Origin of the sequence: Methylobacterium longum (genome assembly GCF_022179385.1) — a bacterium.
GTDB lineage: Bacteria > Pseudomonadota > Alphaproteobacteria > Rhizobiales > Beijerinckiaceae > Methylobacterium > Methylobacterium longum.
On sequence record NZ_BPQS01000002.1, the window covers coordinates 229,269 to 248,125 of the forward strand.

The 18,857-nt window shown below is 71.1% G+C and carries 20 protein-coding genes; 6 read left to right on the plus strand and 14 right to left on the minus strand.

What is annotated here, in order from left to right; all coding sequences use genetic code 11:
• The first annotated feature begins 4 nt into the window (after positions 1 to 4).
• On the plus strand, positions 5 to 1,756 hold the full coding sequence (locus tag MFF58_RS02935) for a bifunctional protein-serine/threonine kinase/phosphatase (protein ID WP_238285328.1): 1,752 nt from the start codon (positions 5 to 7) through the stop codon (positions 1,754 to 1,756).
• Positions 1,757 to 1,825: 69 nt separating this feature from the next.
• Here the strand turns inward: MFF58_RS02935 and MFF58_RS02940 are convergent, their stop codons facing one another.
• From MFF58_RS02940 to MFF58_RS02960, 5 genes are all read right to left on the minus strand, one after another.
• Positions 1,826 to 2,545 carry a glutathione S-transferase gene (locus MFF58_RS02940; protein ID WP_238285183.1) on the minus strand — a complete coding sequence of 240 codons (720 nt, stop codon included), beginning with the start codon at positions 2,543 to 2,545 and terminating at the stop codon, positions 1,826 to 1,828.
• Positions 2,546 to 2,580: 35 nt separating this feature from the next.
• The gene (locus tag MFF58_RS02945; RefSeq protein WP_238285184.1) at positions 2,581 to 3,027 is read right to left on the minus strand and encodes a hypothetical protein; all 447 of its coding nucleotides are present in this window, start codon (positions 3,025 to 3,027) and stop codon (positions 2,581 to 2,583) included.
• Positions 3,028 to 3,150: 123 nt separating this feature from the next.
• A complete protein-coding gene (locus MFF58_RS02950) occupies positions 3,151 to 3,525 on the minus strand; it encodes a hypothetical protein (RefSeq protein ID WP_238285185.1) in 375 nt (124 codons plus the stop codon).
• Between the two features lie 50 nt (positions 3,526 to 3,575).
• The gene (locus tag MFF58_RS02955; protein ID WP_238285187.1) at positions 3,576 to 5,465 is read right to left on the minus strand and encodes a methylmalonyl-CoA mutase subunit beta; all 1,890 of its coding nucleotides are present in this window, start codon (positions 5,463 to 5,465) and stop codon (positions 3,576 to 3,578) included.
• A 318-nt stretch (positions 5,466 to 5,783) separates the two neighbouring features.
• Entirely contained in the window at positions 5,784 to 6,587 is an 804-nt protein-coding gene (locus MFF58_RS02960) for an undecaprenyl-diphosphate phosphatase (RefSeq protein WP_238285189.1), read from the minus strand.
• A gap of 247 nt (positions 6,588 to 6,834) precedes the next feature.
• Here MFF58_RS02960 and MFF58_RS02965 point away from each other — a divergent pair, with 247 nt between their 5' ends.
• Genes MFF58_RS02965 through MFF58_RS02975 form a run of 3 tightly spaced genes read left to right on the plus strand, consistent with a single transcriptional unit; the run spans position 6,835 to position 9,562 of the window.
• On the plus strand, positions 6,835 to 7,527 hold the full coding sequence (locus tag MFF58_RS02965) for a glutathione S-transferase family protein (RefSeq protein WP_238285191.1): 693 nt from the start codon (positions 6,835 to 6,837) through the stop codon (positions 7,525 to 7,527).
• Positions 7,528 to 7,556: 29 nt separating this feature from the next.
• Positions 7,557 to 8,702 carry a tRNA epoxyqueuosine(34) reductase QueG gene (gene queG / locus MFF58_RS02970; protein WP_308445412.1) on the plus strand — a complete coding sequence of 382 codons (1,146 nt, stop codon included), beginning with the start codon at positions 7,557 to 7,559 and terminating at the stop codon, positions 8,700 to 8,702.
• Entirely contained in the window at positions 8,699 to 9,562 is an 864-nt protein-coding gene (locus MFF58_RS02975) for an SDR family oxidoreductase (RefSeq protein ID WP_238285198.1), read from the plus strand. Before queG ends, MFF58_RS02975 begins: the two co-directional genes overlap by 4 nt.
• Here MFF58_RS02975 and MFF58_RS02980 read toward each other — a convergent pair whose 3' ends face one another.
• The 3 genes from MFF58_RS02980 to MFF58_RS32195 are packed head-to-tail and all read right to left on the minus strand — an operon-like array spanning position 9,563 to position 11,381.
• Positions 9,563 to 10,387, minus strand: coding sequence for a metal ABC transporter permease (locus MFF58_RS02980; protein ID WP_238285330.1), 825 nt, complete (start codon positions 10,385 to 10,387; stop codon positions 9,563 to 9,565).
• Positions 10,388 to 10,434: 47 nt separating this feature from the next.
• Positions 10,435 to 11,250 (minus strand): metal ABC transporter ATP-binding protein, encoded by an 816-nt coding sequence (locus MFF58_RS02985; RefSeq protein ID WP_238285199.1) that lies wholly within the window; start codon positions 11,248 to 11,250, stop codon positions 10,435 to 10,437.
• On the minus strand, positions 11,247 to 11,381 hold the full coding sequence (locus MFF58_RS32195; RefSeq protein WP_279602858.1) for a hypothetical protein: 135 nt from the start codon (positions 11,379 to 11,381) through the stop codon (positions 11,247 to 11,249). Before MFF58_RS32195 ends, MFF58_RS02985 begins: the two co-directional genes overlap by 4 nt.
• Before the next feature lie 131 nt (positions 11,382 to 11,512).
• On the opposite strand from MFF58_RS32195, the gene MFF58_RS02990 reads away from it, so the two are divergent.
• Positions 11,513 to 11,998, plus strand: a complete 486-nt coding sequence (locus MFF58_RS02990; protein ID WP_238285200.1) for a transcriptional repressor — start codon at positions 11,513 to 11,515, stop codon at positions 11,996 to 11,998.
• A gap of 4 nt (positions 11,999 to 12,002) precedes the next feature.
• On the opposite strand, the gene MFF58_RS02995 is transcribed toward MFF58_RS02990, so the two are convergent.
• Positions 12,003 to 13,508, minus strand: coding sequence for an undecaprenyl-phosphate glucose phosphotransferase (locus tag MFF58_RS02995; protein ID WP_238285201.1), 1,506 nt, complete (start codon positions 13,506 to 13,508; stop codon positions 12,003 to 12,005).
• A gap of 349 nt (positions 13,509 to 13,857) precedes the next feature.
• Positions 13,858 to 14,205 (minus strand): heme-degrading protein HmuQ, encoded by a 348-nt coding sequence (hmuQ, locus tag MFF58_RS03000; RefSeq protein WP_238285202.1) that lies wholly within the window; start codon positions 14,203 to 14,205, stop codon positions 13,858 to 13,860.
• Between the two features lie 373 nt (positions 14,206 to 14,578).
• Between hmuQ and MFF58_RS03005 the strand changes: the two genes are divergently transcribed.
• Positions 14,579 to 14,983 carry a helix-turn-helix domain-containing protein gene (locus MFF58_RS03005; protein ID WP_238285332.1) on the plus strand — a complete coding sequence of 135 codons (405 nt, stop codon included), beginning with the start codon at positions 14,579 to 14,581 and terminating at the stop codon, positions 14,981 to 14,983.
• A gap of 154 nt (positions 14,984 to 15,137) precedes the next feature.
• Here MFF58_RS03005 and MFF58_RS03010 read toward each other — a convergent pair whose 3' ends face one another.
• From MFF58_RS03010 to cbiE, 4 genes are read right to left on the minus strand one after another with little or no spacing between them, the layout of a single operon-like run.
• Positions 15,138 to 16,460: a cobyrinic acid a,c-diamide synthase CobB gene (locus tag MFF58_RS03010; protein ID WP_238285204.1), complete on the minus strand. Its 1,323-nt coding sequence runs from the start codon at positions 16,458 to 16,460 to the stop codon at positions 15,138 to 15,140.
• The gene (gene cobM, locus MFF58_RS03015; RefSeq protein ID WP_238285205.1) at positions 16,457 to 17,233 is read right to left on the minus strand and encodes a precorrin-4 C(11)-methyltransferase; all 777 of its coding nucleotides are present in this window, start codon (positions 17,231 to 17,233) and stop codon (positions 16,457 to 16,459) included. Before cobM ends, MFF58_RS03010 begins: the two co-directional genes overlap by 4 nt.
• Positions 17,230 to 17,634 carry a cobalamin biosynthesis protein gene (locus MFF58_RS03020; RefSeq protein ID WP_238285206.1) on the minus strand — a complete coding sequence of 135 codons (405 nt, stop codon included), beginning with the start codon at positions 17,632 to 17,634 and terminating at the stop codon, positions 17,230 to 17,232. Before MFF58_RS03020 ends, cobM begins: the two co-directional genes overlap by 4 nt.
• Positions 17,631 to 18,851 carry a precorrin-6y C5,15-methyltransferase (decarboxylating) subunit CbiE gene (gene cbiE, locus MFF58_RS03025; RefSeq protein ID WP_238285207.1) on the minus strand — a complete coding sequence of 407 codons (1,221 nt, stop codon included), beginning with the start codon at positions 18,849 to 18,851 and terminating at the stop codon, positions 17,631 to 17,633. The genes MFF58_RS03020 and cbiE overlap by 4 nt, the downstream gene beginning before the upstream one ends.
• Between the last annotated feature and the right edge of the window lie 6 nt (positions 18,852 to 18,857).

Consider the following 18,857-nt stretch of genomic DNA (forward strand, 5'->3'; position numbering starts at 1 on the left):
CACCGTGGCGGGCGGGCCGCCGCGGGACCTGACGGTTTCCGTCGGCCAGCACAGCGCCGCCGGCCGGAAGGCGGCCAATCAGGATTTCCACGGGATCCTCGTTCCACCGCAGCCGGGACGGGGTTTAAAGGGCGTCGCGGTGGCGCTCGCGGACGGCATCAGCTCCAGCGCCGCGGGCGCCGCCGCGAGCCAGACCGCGGTCACGAGTTTCCTGAGCGATTATTACGCCACGCCCGACACGTGGTCGGTGAAGAACGCGGCACAGCAGGTGATCGCGGCGACGAATTCCTGGCTCTATGCCCAGACACGGCGGGGAAGCGACCCGAACGATGTCGACCGGGGCTACGTCACCACCTTCGACGCCCTGGTCCTGAAGGCGCGGGCCGCGCACCTGTTCCACGTCGGCGACGGCCGGATCTGGCGCGTGGCGGGCAGGTCCCTCGAGCAACTCACCGAGGATCACCGCGTAGTGGTCTCGGCTGCGGAATCCTACCTCGGTCGGGCCCTCGGCGCCGGCGGTCGCGTCGAGATCGACTACCTGAGGCTCGCCACCGAGCCCGGCGACGTCTTCGTCCTCACCACCGACGGTGTCCACGAGCACCTCCGGCCCCGGGACATCGCGGCGGCCGTCGCGAACGCGGACGACCTCGACGAGGCGGCCCGCACCATCGTCGAGATGGCTCTGGCCGCGGGCAGCCCGGACAACCTCACGGTCCAGATCGTGCGGGTGACGTCGCTGCCGGAGGGCGAGCCGACGGATCTGCTCGGCGATGTCGAGGGTCTCGATCCTGCGCCGTTGCTCGAACCGCCCGCGGAATTCGACGGCTACCGGCTCCTGCACGTCCTGCATACCGGCCCGCGCAGCCGGGTCTACCGCGCGATCGACGCGGAGACCGGGGCGCACGTGGCCCTGAAGGTTCTGTCCCTCGACCTGCGGGACGATCCCGCGCAGCGCCGCCGCTTCGCGATGGAGGAGTGGATCGCCCGCCGGATCGACAGCCCGCACGTGCTCAAGGCTCATCCGCAGGGCCGCCGGCGCAGCCACCTCTACACGGTGATGCGCTACGTGGAGGGACAGACCCTCGCCCAGTGGATGCGCGACCACGCGGCGCCCGATCTGGAGACGGTGCGCAAGCTGTTGGACCAGCTCGCCAGGGGCGTGCAGGCTTTCCACCGCCGGGAAATGGTTCATCAGGACCTGCGTCCCGACAACGTGCTGATCGACGCGTCCGGGACCGTGCAGGTCATCGATTTCGGCGCCACCAAGGTCGCCGGCGTCGTCGAGGGAGATCCACGAATCGACCCGGCCGAGATTCTGGGAACGGTCCAGTACACGGCGCCGGAATGCTTCCTGGGGGAATCCGCCACGGCCGCCTCGGACGTCTTCTCGGTGGGGGTGATCGCCTACCAGATGCTCACCGGGCGGCTGCCCTACGGCGATGCCGTGCCGCGGGCGCGGACTCGGGCGGCACAGCGCAAGCTGCGCTACGCGTCGGCCCTGATGGTGCGTCCGCTGCTTCCGGTCTGGATAGACGGCGCGTTGCGCAAGGCCGTTCACCCGAACCCCCTGCGGCGCTACCAAGCCCTGTCGGAACTGATGCACGACCTGCGGCACCCCAATCCGGCCTTCACGGATGCCCGGCGGGCCTCGCTGCTGGAGCGCGACCCCCTTCAGTTCTGGCGGCTGCTGTCGCTGGTGCTGTTCATCGTGGCGCTGACGCTCGCGGCCGTCTTGGTCGCTCAGAAGGCGCGGTGAGCCGGCGCGCCCGGCATCCCGCCTCCCGGACAGCTCGCTCCAGCGCCGCAGCGAAGCCGACGCGTCGCGTCAGGCATCGAGTTCGGGGTAGCGGCGGAAGATGCCGTCCTCGCTGAAGGGAACGCGCCGGGAGCTCGCCAGGTACGCCGCCAGGCGCGGACGCCGCGCCACGGCCTGATGCAGCCCTGCGACCCGCGGCGTATCGCGCAAGGCAGCGGCGCTCGCCTTCGGGAAGGCGTAGCGCAGCCCGTCGACGAGCTGAAAGAGGGAGAGGTCGGCGTACGACAGGTCTGCGCCGACCAGACGCTCGCCGCCGTTGGCGCTCAGCACACGCTCGAAATAGCCGAGGTACTTCGGGATGCGCTCCGCCCGGAACCCCTCGGCCCGGCGCCGGGCCTCGGGTTTCTGGTCCGCGTAGTACAGGCCGACACCGAGGGGGTGATGCGTATCGTGCGCCTCGTCGACCGCATCCGCGATGGTGAGCTGGAGCTGATGGGTCCAGATCCGGTCCGCTTCCGAGGTGCCGACGAGGCCGAGGCGCGGACCGAGGTAGAGCAGGATCGCGGCGGTCTGCCCCACGACGACATCACCGTCGCGCAGGAATGGCGGCGCCAGCGGCGGCCGGGGGTTGGCGGGATCGGTGAGGCGATCCAGCATCGGCTCGATCCCACCCGCCTCGTCGTCCTGCCGGGCGACGTCGATGTAGGGGGCGCCGGCGTCCTCCAGGGCGAGACGCACGAACTCGCCGCGGCCCTGGATCATCGGCCAGTAATGCAACTCGTAGGGCATCGCCGTCCCGGCGACCGGTGCCGGGCCGGGGCCGATCAGTTGCCCGGCGCGGCGTCCTCGCCGCTCCGGTCGACCGGCGGCTCGGCGCTGGCGACCGCCTTGCGGGCCAGCATCGGCTCGAGGCGCTGGGCGAGTTGCTGGTCGAGATGCTTGACGTAGGCGCCCTTGAAGTAGCGCTCGCCGGATTTCGGCCCGTAGATCCGGTCATGCGCCTGGATCATCGCGGCGACTTCCGGCCGGCACAGGAAGCCCGTGATGCCCACGGCCTCGTACCAGTGGCCGGCCCGCGCCTCGGCCGTCGCCTTCGGGTTGGACAGGACCGTGTCGGCAAAGCATTCGGTGGCCGCCAGGCGGAGCGGAGCCAGCGCCTTCTCGGCCACCTCCGCGTTCACGGCGGGAGCCGCCGGCTGCCGATGCGGGCGCGCCTGCGCTGCCGGGACGAGCACGAGGACGGCGAGCGTGGCGAGGAGCGAAGACTTCATGCGGGCGGTCTCGTCGGGTTCCGAACCGCGTTCAGCATTCCCTCACGATTGCGTCGGGATCGGGGCTGAGGACGCGGTTCGCCTGCCCGATTGCGGGCAAGATCCGGACCGTTCTGCGGCGTCTCAGTCGCGGCGTTCCGCGTTCCAGCGGCCCCGGCACTGCAGCAGGCCGGTGGACACCCAGGTCCCCGCACCGAACCCGTTGCGGCCCAGCCGCCCGCGCACGTCCGCGGTGGACGTGCCGTTCGAGATGGAGCCCTGGATCGCGCCGGTGCCGGTGACGCCGCCCGCAATCGTGAAGGCCGCCCCGACGAAGCGTGCCCGCCCCCGCTCGATCTTCACCGGGTAGCGGTAGGCACGGTCGCAGTCGCCCGCCTCCGTGATGATCTCCACGCTCCACGTGCCGTCGAAGCGGTTCGGCAGCGCGGCCCCGCGGGGCGCGGCCGTGGCCGGCATCGCGCCGATGAGGATCAGGGCAGTGACGGTAAGGCGCGACATGCGACTCCGATCCGGTCGGGCGTGCGGCCTCGCCACGGCGGTCCGCGCCGTCACGCGGCCTGGGGCGGGACGGGCGCGCGCATGGCCGCGCGCAGCGCCGCGTCGAGCAGGGCGAGCATGTCGCAGCCGACATGCAGGAAGGCGCTCACGCCGGCCTGCTGCAGGGCCTCGGCACCGTCCCGCGGCTTTCCGGCGAGGTAGATCGTGCCGGCGCCGGCCTTCGCCAGCGCTTCAGCCGCTCCGGCAGCGTGCTCGGCATAAAGCGCGTCGGTGGAGCAGATGCAGGCGAGCGTGGCGCCGGAGGCCTTGTACGCCTCCGCCAGGGCGGCGGGATCGTCGAAGCCGTCGTTGGACAGCGCCGCAATGCCGCCGGCGGCGAAGGCGTTGGCCGCGAAGGTCGCCCGCGCGTTGAACGCGGCCACCGGGCCGAGATTGGCCAGGAACACCGACGGCCTGCGCCCGGTCTTGGCGAGATAGGCATCGGACGCGTCGCGCAGCGCCTCGTAGGGCTCGGCCAAGCGCTGGGACGGCAGGGCGTCGCAGGCGACCGCCGACCCGGCGCCGAAATTCGCGCCGCGCGGCGCGGTCACGGGCGCCACGTCGAGCACGGCGACGGGCTTCTCCGCGAGATTCGGAAACTCGCTGGCACCGGTGAGCGCCTCACGGCGGCTCGCCACGGCCTTGGCGCGCGCCTCCCGGGTCTGCTCGATCCGGCGCTGCAGCTTGCCGACGCTGAGCGAGGCGACGATGCCGCCCTCCGCCTCGATCGCCTGGAACGACGCCCACGCCGCTTCGGCGATCTCGGCGGTCAACGCCTCGAAGCCGCCCGAACCCGCTGCCGGATCGCTGACCCGGGCGAGGTGCGATTCCTCGATGAGGACGATCTGGCTGTTGCGCGCGACGCGCCGGGCGAACGAATCGGGAAGGCCCAACGCCTGCGTGTAGGGGAGGATCGCGACGCTGTCGGCGCCGCCCATTCCGGCGGCGGCCGCCGCCATGCCGGTCCGAAGGATGTTCACGAAGGGATCGCGCTTGGTCATCATGCGCCACGCGGTCTCGGCGTGAAGGCGCAGGGGCTTCGGATCCAGCCCACAGGCCTGCTCGATCCGCGCCCAGAGGCGCCGCATCGCGCGGAACTTCGCGACCGTCACGAACTCGTCCGCGTCGGCGGCGAGCAGCACCGCGATGCGGTCGCGGGCGGAGGCGAGATCGTGGCCGGCAGCCTCCAGGGCGCGCAGGTAGGTCACCGCGGTGGCCAGCACGGCGCCGAGTTCGGCTGCCTCACCGGCCCCGCCCTCGTGGTACGGGCGCCCATCGGCCAGGAAGGCCCGGCCGGTGAAGCCCGCGGCTTCGAGTTCCGCCGCGGTCTCGGCGAGGCGCGGAGCGATCTCGCTCCAGACGGCCCCGAGGCTGCCCGACGCTGCCAGGACGCCGACGGGATCGATGCCGAGATCGAGGTCGTAGGACGACAGGTCCTCGCCCCGTCGCTCGGCCAGGGCGCGCACCAGCCGGGCGGCCCCGAGGCCGTCGCCGCCGGCGTCGAGCCGCAGGGCGATCAGCGGCAGCATCACGCCCTTCAGCGCCGCGTCGAGATCCTCGACCGTCGCGACGGTCAGACCGTAGCCCCGGGCGCCACGGGCACCCGCGAGAGCCAGAACGAGGGCGTCGGCGCCGCCCTCGAGGTCGGTCATCGCCTGCGCGTTGGCGGTTGAGAGATCGGGATGGTCGACCCGCTGGGCGATCCGCCACGGGCCCGGCGCCCGTACCGGTTGGGCGGCCGGCTCCGCGGAACCGTAGAGCGGCTCGATCCGCAGGCCGTCGGCCGTCCGGGAAACCAGCCGCTTCTCGAAATCGGCGCCCTTCAGCACGCCTTCGACGAGGCCGAGCCACCGCGCCCGGTCGGCGGGCTCGAAGAGGTCGGCGAGCGGTCTGTCTTCCATCGGATCGTCCCAGAGCGCGGCGTCTCGCGCACCGCTGTCTCGGGATTGCCTCGCACGCCGCTCCGCTCGTGGCAATCGCCCGATGGTTGAGGAAACCTCAAGCCGCCGGTCACCGATTTTTGATCGCCGCGCCGACGCTCCGCCGGACCCGGAAGGGGGCTTTCGGCCGCTCCCGTCACCCGTTCATCCGCGGCTTCCCGCACCGGCGGGCCTTGACGGCCCGCCCCCGGGTTGTTGGGAATTGGAGCGCGTGAGGGGGTCGACGTCACCCGGCACCGTCACCACGGGGCGGGCCGGGCGCGGGCCCTGCTTCGGCGATCAACCGAAGATGATGAGCCCGGCAAAGCCCAGGGCGCCGACGATGATCCGCCACCACGCAAACAGCCAGAAGCCGTGGCGCGACACGTAGTCGAGGAGCACGCGCACCACGATCAGCGCAGCGATGAACGACACGACGAAGCCGATCACGATCAGGCCGACATCGTCGCTCGACAGATACTTGTAATTGTCCAACAGGTCCTTGGCGAAGGCGCCCGCCATGGTGGGCATCGCGAGATAGAACGAGAACTCGGTGGCCGAGCGCTTGTCGGCGCCCATCAGCATCGCGCCCACGATCGTCGCGCCCGAGCGCGAGACGCCGGGGATCATGGCGAGGCACTGGAAGATGCCGATCTTCAGGTCCATCGGCAGCGGGAAATCGTAGACGTCGGTCTTCTTCACCTCGAGGTCGGTGTCGTCGATGACGAGGAGCACCAGCCCGCCCGCCACCAGGGTCGCGCACACGATCCACGGGTTGAACAGGTATGCCTTGATCATCTTCGAGAAGATGCCGCCGATGATCGCCGCCGGCAGGAAGGCCACCAGGATCCCGAGCACGAAGCGGCGGGCCTTGGGGTCCGACGGCAGCGCCGTGGCGATCCCCAGCAGGCGGCGGAAATACACCAGCAGGATCGCCAGGATCGCGCCGAGCTGGATCAACACCTCGAAGGTGTTGTTGGGCGAGTGGAAGCCGATGAAGTGACCCACCAGCAGCTGATGGCCCGTGGACGAGACCGGGATGAATTCGGTCGCTCCCTCAACCAGGGCGAGCAGGACCGCCTTGCCGATGCTTGCCAGATCCATGGTGGTGCCTCGCGTCCGGGCGCACGCCGGCCCGTACCGGGCGCACCGCGAACCGCTTCAATACCGGCCGGTGACTGCGCTCATCAGGGTTGACGGGCAGTTACCGGGGCCGGCTGCGCGTGTTAAGGGCTCGGCAACGGTCGGGCAATAACGCTCGGTCCGACGTCCTGCGCGCCGAACATCCGCGCGTCGGGGCCGACGCGCGGGCCCGGCCGCGCGGTCAGACCGAACCAGTCTCACGGCCTCGATGGCAACCCTCTACCACTTCCCCTTCTGCGCGAATTCCCGGTTCATCCGTCTCGTGCTCGCCGAGATGGGCATGGAACCGACGCTGTTCGAGGAACGGCCCTGGGAGCATCGCGACGACTTCCTGCTGATCAATCCGGCGGGAACGACACCCGTGCTGCTGGAGCAGAACGGCCTCGTGATCCCCGGGGCGGGCGTCGTCGCCGAGTACCTCGACGAGACCCGCGGTCTCGGCCTCTCCGGACGCCGGATGATGCCGGAGGACACGGTCGGGCGGGTCGAGGTCAGGCGGCTGCTCGACTGGTTCCTGGTCAAGTTCGATTCCGAGGTGACCGGCTACCTCGTCAACGAGAAGATCTCGAAGCGCTTCATGGCCGCGCACGAGGGCGGCGGCCCTCCCGACATGAATGCGATCCGCGCGGCGCGCACCAACGTGCGCTACCATCTCAAGTATATCGGATACCTGATCGCCCGTCGCAAATGGATCGCCGGCGACAACCTGACCTATGCCGATCTGGCCGCCGCCGCGCATCTCTCCTGCGTCGACTATCTCGGCGACGTCCCCTGGGACGAGGACGAAATGGCCCGGAACTGGTATGCCCGCGTGAAGTCGCGGCCCTCGTTCCGCGGCCTGCTCGCCGATCGGGTGCCCGGGATGGCCCCCTCCGGCCACTACGCGGATCTGGATTTCTGAAACAGCGACGCATCTACCACGGCGCCGACCTGCGGGGCCTTCTGGAGAGCAGGGCCCGCGACCTCGGCTTCTGCAGCCTGCGCGTGACGCGGCCCGACCGCCTGCCCGATCTGCCGGCCCGCCTGTCGGCGTGGCTGGCCGAGGGAGCCCAGGGCACCATGGACTGGATGGCGGAGCGGGCCGACCAGCGCGCCCGCCCGATCAGCCTGTGGCCGGGCTTGCGCAGCATCGTGGTCCTGGCGATGAGCTACCGGCCCGAGGACGATCCCCTGGCGCTCCTGGCCCGGGCAGAGCGGGGCGCCGTCGCCGCCTACGCCCAGCGCCGCGATTATCACGAGGTTTTGAAGGGCAAGCTGAAGGAGCTGGGCGGCTATCTCTCCGCCAAGGGCGACGTGCGGGTAAAGGTGTTCTGCGACACCGCCCCGGTCATGGAGAAGACGCTGGCGGAGGCGGCCGGGCTCGGCTGGCAGGGCAAGCACACGGTGCTGATCTCCCGCGACCACGGCAACTGGCTGCTCCTGGGGGCGATCTACACCAGCGCGGAGTTCGAGCCGGACGAAGCCGGACGCGACCATTGCGGATCCTGCCGCGCCTGCCTGGACGTGTGCCCCACCGATGCGTTCCCGGCGCCGTACCGGCTCGATGCGCGGCGCTGCATCTCGTACCTGACCATCGAGCACGCGGGGCCGATCCCGCTGGAATTCCGGCCCGCGATCGGAAATCGCATCTTCGGCTGCGACGATTGCCTCGCTGTCTGTCCCTGGAACAAGTTCGCCCGCACGGCCGCCGAAACACGGCTCGCCGCCAAGGCGGATCTGGCCGCCCCGGCGCTCTCGGATCTGGCGGGCCTCGACGATGCGGCCTTCCGCACGTTCTTCGCGGGGACGCCAGTGAAGCGCACGGGGCGCGACCGCGTCCTGCGCAACGTGATGATCGCCATCGGCAATTCCGGCAGGCCGGACCTCGCGGGCTCCGTCGTCGCACGCCTCGCCGACGAATCGCCCCTGGTCCGCGGCATGGCGATCTGGGCCTGCGGACGTCTCCTGGAGCCGGCGGCGCTCCGCGCGCTGCACAGCCGTTACTGGCCGACCGAGCGTGACGCGCACGTGCGCGACGAGTGGCGGACCGCGCTCGGCTTGACGGAAGCCCGGACGGGCGAGACATCCGCCGCATGAATCTCTTCGTCTTCGGGCTCGGCTTCACCGGCCGCCGTTTTGCAGAGCGGGCGCGCGGCCGGTTCGGAACCGTGCGCGCCACCGTCACCGATCCCGCTGCGGCGGCGCGGCTCGCCTCGGCGACGGGCTTCAGCCTGCGCGCCTTCGGCCCGGAGGCCGATGATCCGCGCATCGTCGAAGACCTCGTCGACACCGACGTGCTTCTCGTCTCGGCGCCCCCCGGCGCGGAGGGCGATCCGGTTCTGGCCCGCTACGCGGACGCCGTCGCGGCGAGCCGGATCGGCTGGATCGGCTACCTGTCCACGATCGGCGTGTACGGCGATCAGGGCGGCGCCTGGATCGACGAGACGACACCGGCGACGCCGCGCAGCGCCCGCTCGAAGATCCGGCTCGACGCGGAGTCGGCGTGGCTGTCGCTGGGCGCGCAGGCCGGCAAGGCCGTTCAGGTGTTCCGCCTCTCCGGCATCTACGGTCCGGGGCGCAACCCGATCGTGAAGCTGCGCGAGGGTCGCTCGCAGCGGATCGTGAAGGCCGGGCAGGTGTTCAACCGTATCCACGTCGACGACATCGCCACGACGCTCCTCGCCTCGATCGACCGGCCCCGGCCGGGTGCGATCTACAACGTCACCGACGACGAGCCCACGGCGCCGCAGACCGTGACCGAGCACGCCGCCGCCCTCACCGGACTGCCGCTGCCGCCGGAGATCGACTTCGAGACCGCCGATCTGTCACCCATGGCGCGGAGCTTCTACGGCGAGAACAAGCGGGTTCGGAACCGCCTGATCCGGGACGAACTCGGCGTGGAACTCGCCTATCCCACCTACCGCGAAGGGCTGGCGGCGCTGAAGGATCAGCCCTGATCAGGCTTCGAGGTGGCGGGGCCGTGCGAGGCGGCGGAGCAGACCGTCCCGCGGGCCGGCCAGCATGGACGCGACGTAGAGGGCGCCGGCCGCCAGCACGATGGCCGGTCCGCTGGGCAGATCGAAGCGGTAGGACAGGCTCAGGCCCGCCACGCTGGCGATGGCGGCGATCAGCATCGACACCGGGATCAGGCCACCGAGGTCTCGGGCCCAGAACCGGGCCGCCACCGCCGGGAGCAGCATCAGCCCGACGGCCAGGAGCGTCCCAAGGGCCTGGAAGCCGCCGACGAGGTTGACCACCACCAGGGCCAGGAAGGCGAGATGTACCGGTCCGCCGCCCCGGCTCACGGTGCGCAGGAACAGCGGATCGACGCATTCCATGACCAGCGGACGGTAGATCACGGCGAGCGCCGCGAGGGTCAGCGTGCTGATGCCGCCGAGCAGCATCAGGGCGGCATCGTCCAGCGCAAGGACAGAGCCGAACAGGAAGTGCATCAGGTCGATCTGCGAGCCGCGCAGCGAGACGAGCAGCACGCCGCCCGCCAGCGAGATGAGGTAGAAGGCCGCGAGGTTGGCGTCCTCCCGGACCACCGTGGCGCGGGTGACCGCGCCGGCGAGCAGGGCCACCGCGAGGCCGGCCACGAGGCCGCCGAGGGTCATCGCCGGCAGCGACAGGCCGGCGACCAGAAACCCCGCGGCGGCCCCGGGCAGGATCGCGTGGCTCATCGCGTCGCTCATCAGGCTCATGCGGCGCAGGGTCAGGAACACGCCGACCGGCGGCGCCGAGACCGACAGGGCGAGGCAGCCGGCCAGCGCGCGGCGCATGAAGCCGAATTCCACGAACGGTGCGACCAGGGACGCGAACGGCTCGATCACGCGGCGTCCTCGTGATGGTGGTGGTCGCCCGGCGCGTGCGCCCCATGATCGTGCGCGTGCCCGCCGGAGGCGCGGGGTCCCGCGCAAATCGCGGCATCCTCGTCCCAGGCCTCGGAGAGCGCGCGCGCGCGGGCGAGGTTTTCGGGCGTCAGCACCCGTGCCGTCGGACCCCAGGATACCGGCGCGCGGGCGAGGAGCAGCGTGGTCGGAAAATGCGCCTGGACCTGCCCGAGGTCGTGGAGAGCGGCGACCACGGTGCGGCCCTCGCCGTGCCAGCGGCGCAGGAGCGCCAGCAGATCCTCGACCGTGCGGGCGTCGATCCCCGTGAAAGGCTCGTCGAGCAGCACGACGGGGCAGTCCTGCAGGATCAGGCGCGCGAACAGGGCCCGCCGGAACTGCCCCCCCGACAGGGTGCCGACCGGCCGCGCCTCGAAGCCCTCGAGGCCGACCGTCGCCAGAGCCGCCTCGATCGCGGCGCGGTGCCGGTTGAGGCTGCGCCACGCACCGGCCCGCCGCCACAGCCCCATGCCGGCGAGGTCGAGGACGCTCAGCGGGAAGCTTCTGTCGATCTCGTCGGCCTGCGGCATGTAGGCGATGGCGCCGGCCCGCTCGATGCGTCCGTCCAGGCAGCGGATCTCGCCGGCCATGCCCTTCAGGAGGGTCGACTTGCCTGCCCCGTTCGGGCCCACCAGGGCCAGCAGGTCGCCGGCCCGGACGGTCCCGTCGAGGTGGTGGACGGCCGGATGCCGGTCGTAGCCCAGGGTCAGGCCGACGAGGCGGATCGGGTCGGGTTGCGCCGGACGAGCGCTCATGCCGTCAGCGCCCAGGCGATCACCAGCCAGACGACGGCCGAGAGCGCGCCGGCGAGCGCGAGGCGCGGCCCGAGCCCGCTGCGGAACAGGGATGGTGGTGCCGCTCGTCTCGGACTGGGTCTGATGGCCAAGGCGTCCTCGTCGCGCGTTCGAGCCGGCGCGGGGACCGTGCGGGGCTACCGGTACTGGTGCGGTCCAGGGCGGCGGTGATACACTGTAACAAACCCGCGGGACAACCGGCGGATCAATCCCTGGAGCCACCATGCACCGTCACGAGGGTCACGCGGCGTGCCACGCGGACGCCGACGACATGCTCGCGCGGGCCGAGGCCGTGTGCCGGGAGCGTGGGCTGCAGTTCACGCCGCTGCGCCGGGATGTCCTGGAGGCCGTGGCGGAATCCGGCAAGGCACAGGGCGCCTACGACATCGCTGAGCGCCTCAGCGCGCCCGGCAAGCGCGTCGCGCCGGTCTCGGTCTACCGCGCCCTGGACTTCCTCATGGAGCAGGGGCTCGTCCACCGGATCGCGAGCCGCAATGCCTTCATCCCCTGCGCCCACGGCCACGCCCCCGGCGAGGGCGTGATCTTCCTGATCTGCCGCAGCTGCGGCGGCGTCGACGAAGCGTCGTCGGTGGAGGTCGAGGGCGGCCTCGGGCGGACGCTGGAGCGGGCCGGCTTCACGCCGGTCCACAGCATCCTGGAGGTCGAGGGCGATTGCGGCGCCTGCCGCGAGCGGATGCAGGCGCCCTGACCGGTCAGCACGCGTTCTGGTAGGCCCGGCGCGAGACCACCGTCTGGATCATGATCTGGATATCGAACCAGACCGACCAATTGTCGATGTAGTGCAGGTCGCAGGCGACGCGCCGCTCCATGGCCAGATCGGTCTGCGTCTCGCCGCGATAGCCATTGACCTGGGCCCAGCCGGTGATCCCCGGCCGGACGTTGTGGCGCCGCGCGTAGAGGGCGATCCGCCGCTCGAAGCTCCGGTCGTGAGCGAGGGCGTGGGGGCGGGGGCCGACGAGCGACATCTCGCCCCGCAGCACGTTGAGGATCTGCGGGAGTTCGTCGAGGTTGGTGCGCCGGAGGAGCGCTCCCACCCGGGTGATGCGGCTGTCGTTGCGGGTCGCCTGGCGGAATGAGGCGGTCGGATCCGCCCGCATCGATCGGAATTTGAAGACGCCGAACGGCTGCTGGTTGAAGCCGTAGCGCTTCTGGCGGAAGAAGACCGGCCCCGGGCTGTCGAGCTTGATCGCCACCGCGATCACCGCGAGCAGCGGCGCCAGCGACACGAGGGCGATCGTCGCCACCGTCACGTCGAAGACGCGCTTCAGCATGACCTCGCCGAGGTTGAGCGGGCGGCGGCCGATATTGATGCCGGAGACGCCGCCGACGCGGGTGACCTGAAGGTCCGGGAATCGGTCGAGGACTGCACCGGGCCGCAGGTGCAGCGCCGAGGGCACGCGCAGAAACGCGTCGATGCAGCGCTCGACTTCGGCGGAATCCGTCCACGGCACCAGCACGAAGACGTCGTCCGGCCGCAGGAAGCGCACCACCGAGACGGCGAGGTCCAGATCCTCCTGCAACTGATCGTGACGGGTGGCCGTGTCGGCCCCCGGATCGACGCGGCGCAGGTAGCTGGTGCCGACGATGCGGAGACCCAGGCTCTCGGCCTCGTTGCCGGCGTAGAAGCGGGCGATGTCCTCCTCGTAGCCGACGAGATGCACGCGGCTTGCCGAGGCCGACCCGGCGGTCAGGCTGCGGCGCACGAGGCGGATCATGGCCGAGCGGGTCACCACCAGGGCGGGCAACCCCAGGCAGAAGATCCCGATGGAGACGATGCGCGAGTAGTCGTTCGTGGTCTTCGTCATGAAGCTGACGACCAGGACGACGGCCCAGGCCACGAACCACAACGAGATCGTGCGCTGAAGGTTGGTCTTCTGCGTCATGGCGCTGTCGAGGTCGTACTCGGCGCGCAGCGCGTTGGTCGCGACGATGACGAGGCTGAGAAGCGCCGAGAGGCGCAGGCCGCGCACGCCGCTGGCCCAGGCGGAGCCGTCTTCCCAGGCCAAGTGGTAGGCGAACTCCATCAGCATCGTGATGGAGACGATCGCGGCGACGTCGGTTACGGCCAGCGCCATCGACAGGGCGATCCGGGCCGCCGCCTGACCGCGGCGCGGCAGCAGGGCCGACCACACGTTGCGGCGGCGCGCGGCCGCGCTCGGGAGAGCCTGGAACGTTTCTGGGAGCCGTTCGTGAAACATCTGGCGCGCCAAGTCCCGTCTTGAGCGGACTATGTGCCAGTCTGAAACTTGGAAGGCTTCAGCGCCGGCCGATGCCGGTGACGGAGCAAGCGGCGGGCCCCAGAAGAATCACTGTCCTGTCCGTCCCAGGATACCGCGGACTAGTATGGCCGGACGGGAGCAGCAACAGATAATTAATGCTGAGGCGGTTTCGGACGCTGACTGATGCCGTTCCGGCACGACGCGCGCCGGACGCGATACAATGCGGACGGGTTGCTGTGTCGGCAAACACAGCCGGCGCGTGCAGTGCGGCCAATCGGTATCCGCGCCGGAACGGATCAGAGATCACCCTCCGGCGCGAATGTGGAGATCAGACCGTTTCGGCGCGTTGCTGTGCCTCATCCGTGCTGCCGACGGTCTGGATCGTCTCGAAGCCTTCGAATTGCGGATGTCCGAGGTAGAGCGGCTTGGTCGTGGGGACGCGACCGTGCGCCTTCCTGAACTGCTCCGAACGGGTCCAGGCCTCGAAATCGGCCTTGCTGCGCCAGATGGTATGCGACGCGTAGAGGACGTGATCCTCGTGCTCCGGCCCGCGCAGGAGATGAAATTCGACGAAACCCTCCATTTCACCGAGATGGCTGTCGCGGCCCAACCAAACGGCCTCGAAGTCTCCGGTCGAATCCTTGACGACCTTGAACCGATTCATCGCGATGAACATGCGTTTCTCCTTTGAGGCGCTGACCCTACAAGCCTGCTGGAACCAAGGCGACCCACGGCGCGGCGACAGGGCGCACCCACGAAAAACTGCCCGGTGTCAGTGCGTCGACATTTCAGCAACAATGTTGCAAAGTTGTGTGGTCTTAAACTAGAAGGTGTAATCTTTGACTTGCGAAGCTTGACAACTTGGTGTCCTACTAACGGGCGGCTTGAGGTGGTCAGATTAAGGGCTGCCTGATCTTGAGCCGTGCGATACACTTTGACGACATAGGACGTGAGGGCGGACGGTGAAGCAGCGCGACGGCGAGGCGAAGACTCCGCGTTCGCAGCAGGACGCAGTCCACCCCGCCGAGAAGGATTCGGCCGCGCAGCCTATGCCGAAGCAGACCACCGACGTGGATCGTCTGGTCGGCATCCGCATCACCGCCTTGCGGAAGGCACGGGGCATGAGCCAGACCGCGCTGGGCAATGCCGTCGGCGTGACCTTCCAGCAGGTACAGAAATACGAGAAGGGCCAGAACCGCGTCGGCGCCGGTCGGCTGCGCGAGATCGCCCGTCTGCTCGAGGTCCCGGTCTCGGCCTTCTTCGAGGAGGGCGAGGCGCGCGAGAAGACTCAGGAAGACGTCTTCGGCTTCCTGAGCGCCCATGGCGCCATCGAATTGCTGCGCGCCTACGCGCAGATCGAGGACGAGCAGATGCGGCGCGACGTGCTGGCGCTGGTGCGCAGCGCGGCCCGCCTCGCGCAGATTCGCGGCGTCGCGCCTGCGGATCCAGCCTGACGTTCGTTCGCGCCAAGTTCTGCTTCGTCGAACGATCACCCCCGCTCAGCCAGGGGCGAAACCGCCGCGCGTGTGTCTGAGGACGAACGGCCTCATCTGGACCGGTCGAGCACGGCTTGCGGGGCCTCTCTTCTCCCTGGAACTCGTTCTCCCGTCAGGGTGTCGTATCCGCGGCGATCAGGTGGAAGAAGCTTCCGGTGACCGCACCGACCCGGTGACCGGCGAAGCCGAGGTCGATGCCTTCCGAATCCGCGACGCGGGCCAGGGCGATTTCGGCGGATGGCGGCGGCGACAGTTCGCTCGCGTAGTGGAACTCGTGACCGATCAAGCGGGCCTCGCGCCCGCCGAGGAGCCCGGCCTCGCACAGGCGCGCCACGCGGTAGCCGAGATGGAGCTTCCGGCGGTGATACGACGTCTCCACCGGGAGCAGACCCGCCATGGCGTGCGTGGTCCCGTTGGCATCCTCCAGGGTCTGCCCGAGCACCATGTAGCCGCCGCACTCCCCGTGAACCGGACGGGTGCGCGCAAATTCGCGCAGTCCCGCCAGGAATTGCGACGCGCCCGCGAGCCGGCCGGCGTGCAGTTCGGGGTACCCGCCCGGCAACCAGCAGACGTCGCATCCCTCCGGCGGCGGTTCGTCCGCCAGGGGTGAGAACGGGATCAGCTCGGCCCCCGCGATGCGCCACCCGGCCTCCTGGTGCGGATAGAGGAAGCTGAACGCCGCATCGCGGGCGACCGCGATGCGCTGCCCCGGCGGAAGCGACAGCGAACCCGGCGTACGCGGCGCGGCGCCGCCAGCGCAGGCGACCACGGCGTCGAGGTCGATGCCCATCTCGGCGAGATCGGCGAGGCGATCGAGGCGCGCCGCCAGATCGGCGGTCTCCCCGGCCTGGACGAGGCCGAGGTGGCGCTCCGGCAGGACGAGCTGCGCGTCGCGCATCAGCGCGCCGAGGACCAGCAGGCCAGCGCGCGCCATGCCGGCTTCCACGAGGCGGCGATGGCGCGCGCTGGCCACCTTGTTGAGGATCACCCCCGCGATCGTCACGCGCGGGTCGTAGAGCTTGCAGCCCAGAGCGACCGCCGCGGCCGACTGCGCGGCACCCGAGACGTCGACGACCAGCACCACCGGCCATCCGTAGCGGGCCGCGATGTCGGCGTTGGCGCCAGTTCGGTTTTCGGCCGCCCGCACGCCGTCGAACAGGCCCATCGAGCCCTCGGCGACGACGATGTCGGCGTCCGCCGCCGTCGCGCCGGCCACGGCGTCGAGGAGCGCCGCCGGCATGGCGAAGCTGTCGAGGTTGAAGCTCGGCCGGCCAGTCGCCGCGTGGTGGAATGCCGGATCGATGTAGTCCGGCCCGCACTTGGCACCGCGCACCCGCAGACCCCGGCGGGCCAGGGCGCGCATCAGGGCGAGCGACACCGTCGTCTTGCCGGAACTCGACCGGGGAGCCGCGATCAGGAGCCCGGGCGCGCTCACGCGGCGCCCCCGACGGCGCCGCCCGGCCGATAGCGCCGGTCGTAATCGGCGGCATAGAGCGCGCTCTCGCGGAACGTCTCCGCGGCCAGTGCCGGTCCGACGAGGATCAGCGCGGTGCGCTCCAGTCCCGCCTCCGCGACCAGCCCAGGCAGCGCGGCGAGGTCGCCCGTGAGCACCCGCTCGTCCGGCCATGAGGCGCGGAACACCGCCGCCGCCGGGCAGGACGACCCGTAGAACGGGATCAGGGTGGCCGCGACGGCCTCGACCACGTGGATCGAGAGATGGATCGCCAGGGTCGCCCCGGTCGCCGCGAAGGCCGCCAGGGTCTCGCGCTCCGGCATGGCGCTGGCGCGGCCGGAGGTGCGCGTCAGGACCACGGATTGCGCCACGCCCGGCACGGTCAGCTCGCGCCGCAGCAGGGCGGCGGCCGCCGCGAAGGCCGGGACGCCCGGTGTCACCGTGTAGGGGATGCCGAGGGCGTCGAGCCGGCGCATCTGCTCGGCCAGCGCGCTCCAGATCGACAGATCCCCGGAATGGAGCCGCGCCACGTCCTGCCCGTCCGCATGGGCCGCCGCGATCTCCGTCATGATGGCGTCGAGGTCGAGGGGAGCCGTATCGACGATCCGGGCACCGGGCGGGCACCAGCCGAGGATCTCGGGCGCCACCAGGGAGCCGGCGTAGAGGCAGACCGGGCAGGCGGCGATGCGGTCGCGGCCGCGCACCGTGATGAGGTCTGCCGCGCCGGGACCGGCGCCGATGAAGTGGACGGTCATGGCTCTGTCATCGGTGTCTGGCGGACGGCCAGGGCGCAGGTGGCGCCGCCGCTCGCGATCCGCGGGAGGGCGAGGCGGCTCTCCGGCCCGCCGACGGCCAGCGCCGCCGCCTCGGCCAGGGACCCCACGCCGCGCAGGCGCTCGATCCGCCGGGAACGGGTGACCACGTCACCGTCGCGTGCCGCCAGCTCCGCTGCGGCCACGGGGGAGGGACACAGGCCGAACCGCCCCGCTGCCTCGCGGATCGCGGGTCCGCCGGCCCGGTCGGCCGCCGTCGCGACGGCGATCAGGTCCTCACAATCGGCCCCGAGGAGGCCCAGGGCCCGGAGGATGAGCGCCGCGATCTCGTCGGCGCCCGTCTCGCGCCGGAAGCCGATTCCGGCGATCAGGGCGCCGGTCATGGCTTGGTCCAGGCCCACTGCGTCACCGGCATGGCCGGCCGCCAGCCGTGCAGGGCGCCGACCTGGCTCGCCCGGTCGACCGCGAAGCGCCGCAGGCTGCCGCCCCGCTCCTGGAACGCCGCCAGCAGGGCGGCCTCGCCCTCCAGGGTCACCGCGTTCGCGACGCAGCGCCCGCCGGGCCGAAGCGCCGTCACGGCCGCAGAGAGCAATCCGGGCGCCGAGACACCGCCGCCGATGAAGACCGCATCGGGTGCCGGCAGGCCGACGAGGGCTCCGGGCGCCGCACCGACCACGACGGTCAGGTCGGGCACGCCCAGCGTTCCGGCGTTGCGTCCGATGCGCTCGGCCCGGTCGGGCCGTGCCTCGATCGCGGTGGCGCGCAGGCTCGGGTGGCGCAGCATCCACTCGATGCCGATCGATCCGGCGCCGGCGCCGATGTCCCACAGGTGAAGGCCCGGATGCGGGCGCAGGGCCGCGAGGGTCAGGGCGCGGATCTCGGCCTTGGTGAGCTGCCCATCATTCTCGAACAGGGCATCGTCGAGGCCCGGCGCGAGGGGCAGTGCCGGTCCGTCGCCCGAGACGGCGATCGCAACCGTGTTGAGCGGATCGATCGCGCCGAGGTCGAACCCCTCCGCGCCCGCCGCGCGGACGCGCTCGCGGGGGCCGTCCATCGCCTCCAGCACCGTGAGGGTCGAGGCGCCGAAGCCGCGCCCCCGGAGCAGCGCCGCCAGAGCGGCCGGTGTCGCGCCGTCCCAGGACAGGACGAGGAGCCGCGCGCCCGGTTGGAGATGCGGGACGATCCGGCTCAGTGCCCGGCCGTGGAGGGTGACGAGACCGCACTCGGCCAGCGGCCAGCCGAGGCGCGCGCAGGCGAGGCTGAACGCCGAGGGAAGCGGGAAGGCGCGAATCTCGGCCGGTGAAACCAGGCGGGCGATCTCGGCACCGATGCCGTAGTGGAACGGATCGCCGGTCGCCAGGATGCAGGTCGGCTCGCCCCGTCGCGCGAGGATCCCCGGGTAGGCCTCGTGGATCGGGCTCGGCCAGGCCCGCGTCTCCGCGGCGAGGGGCCCGGCCAGGGCGAGGTGGCGGCGGCCGCCATAGACCACACGGGCGGCGTCGAGGGCGCCTGCAGCGGCGGGGCTCAACCCGTCGCGACCGTCCTCACCGATGCCGACGATCGACAGCCAGACGGTGCTCGACAGGGGCTCAGCGCTCATGGACAA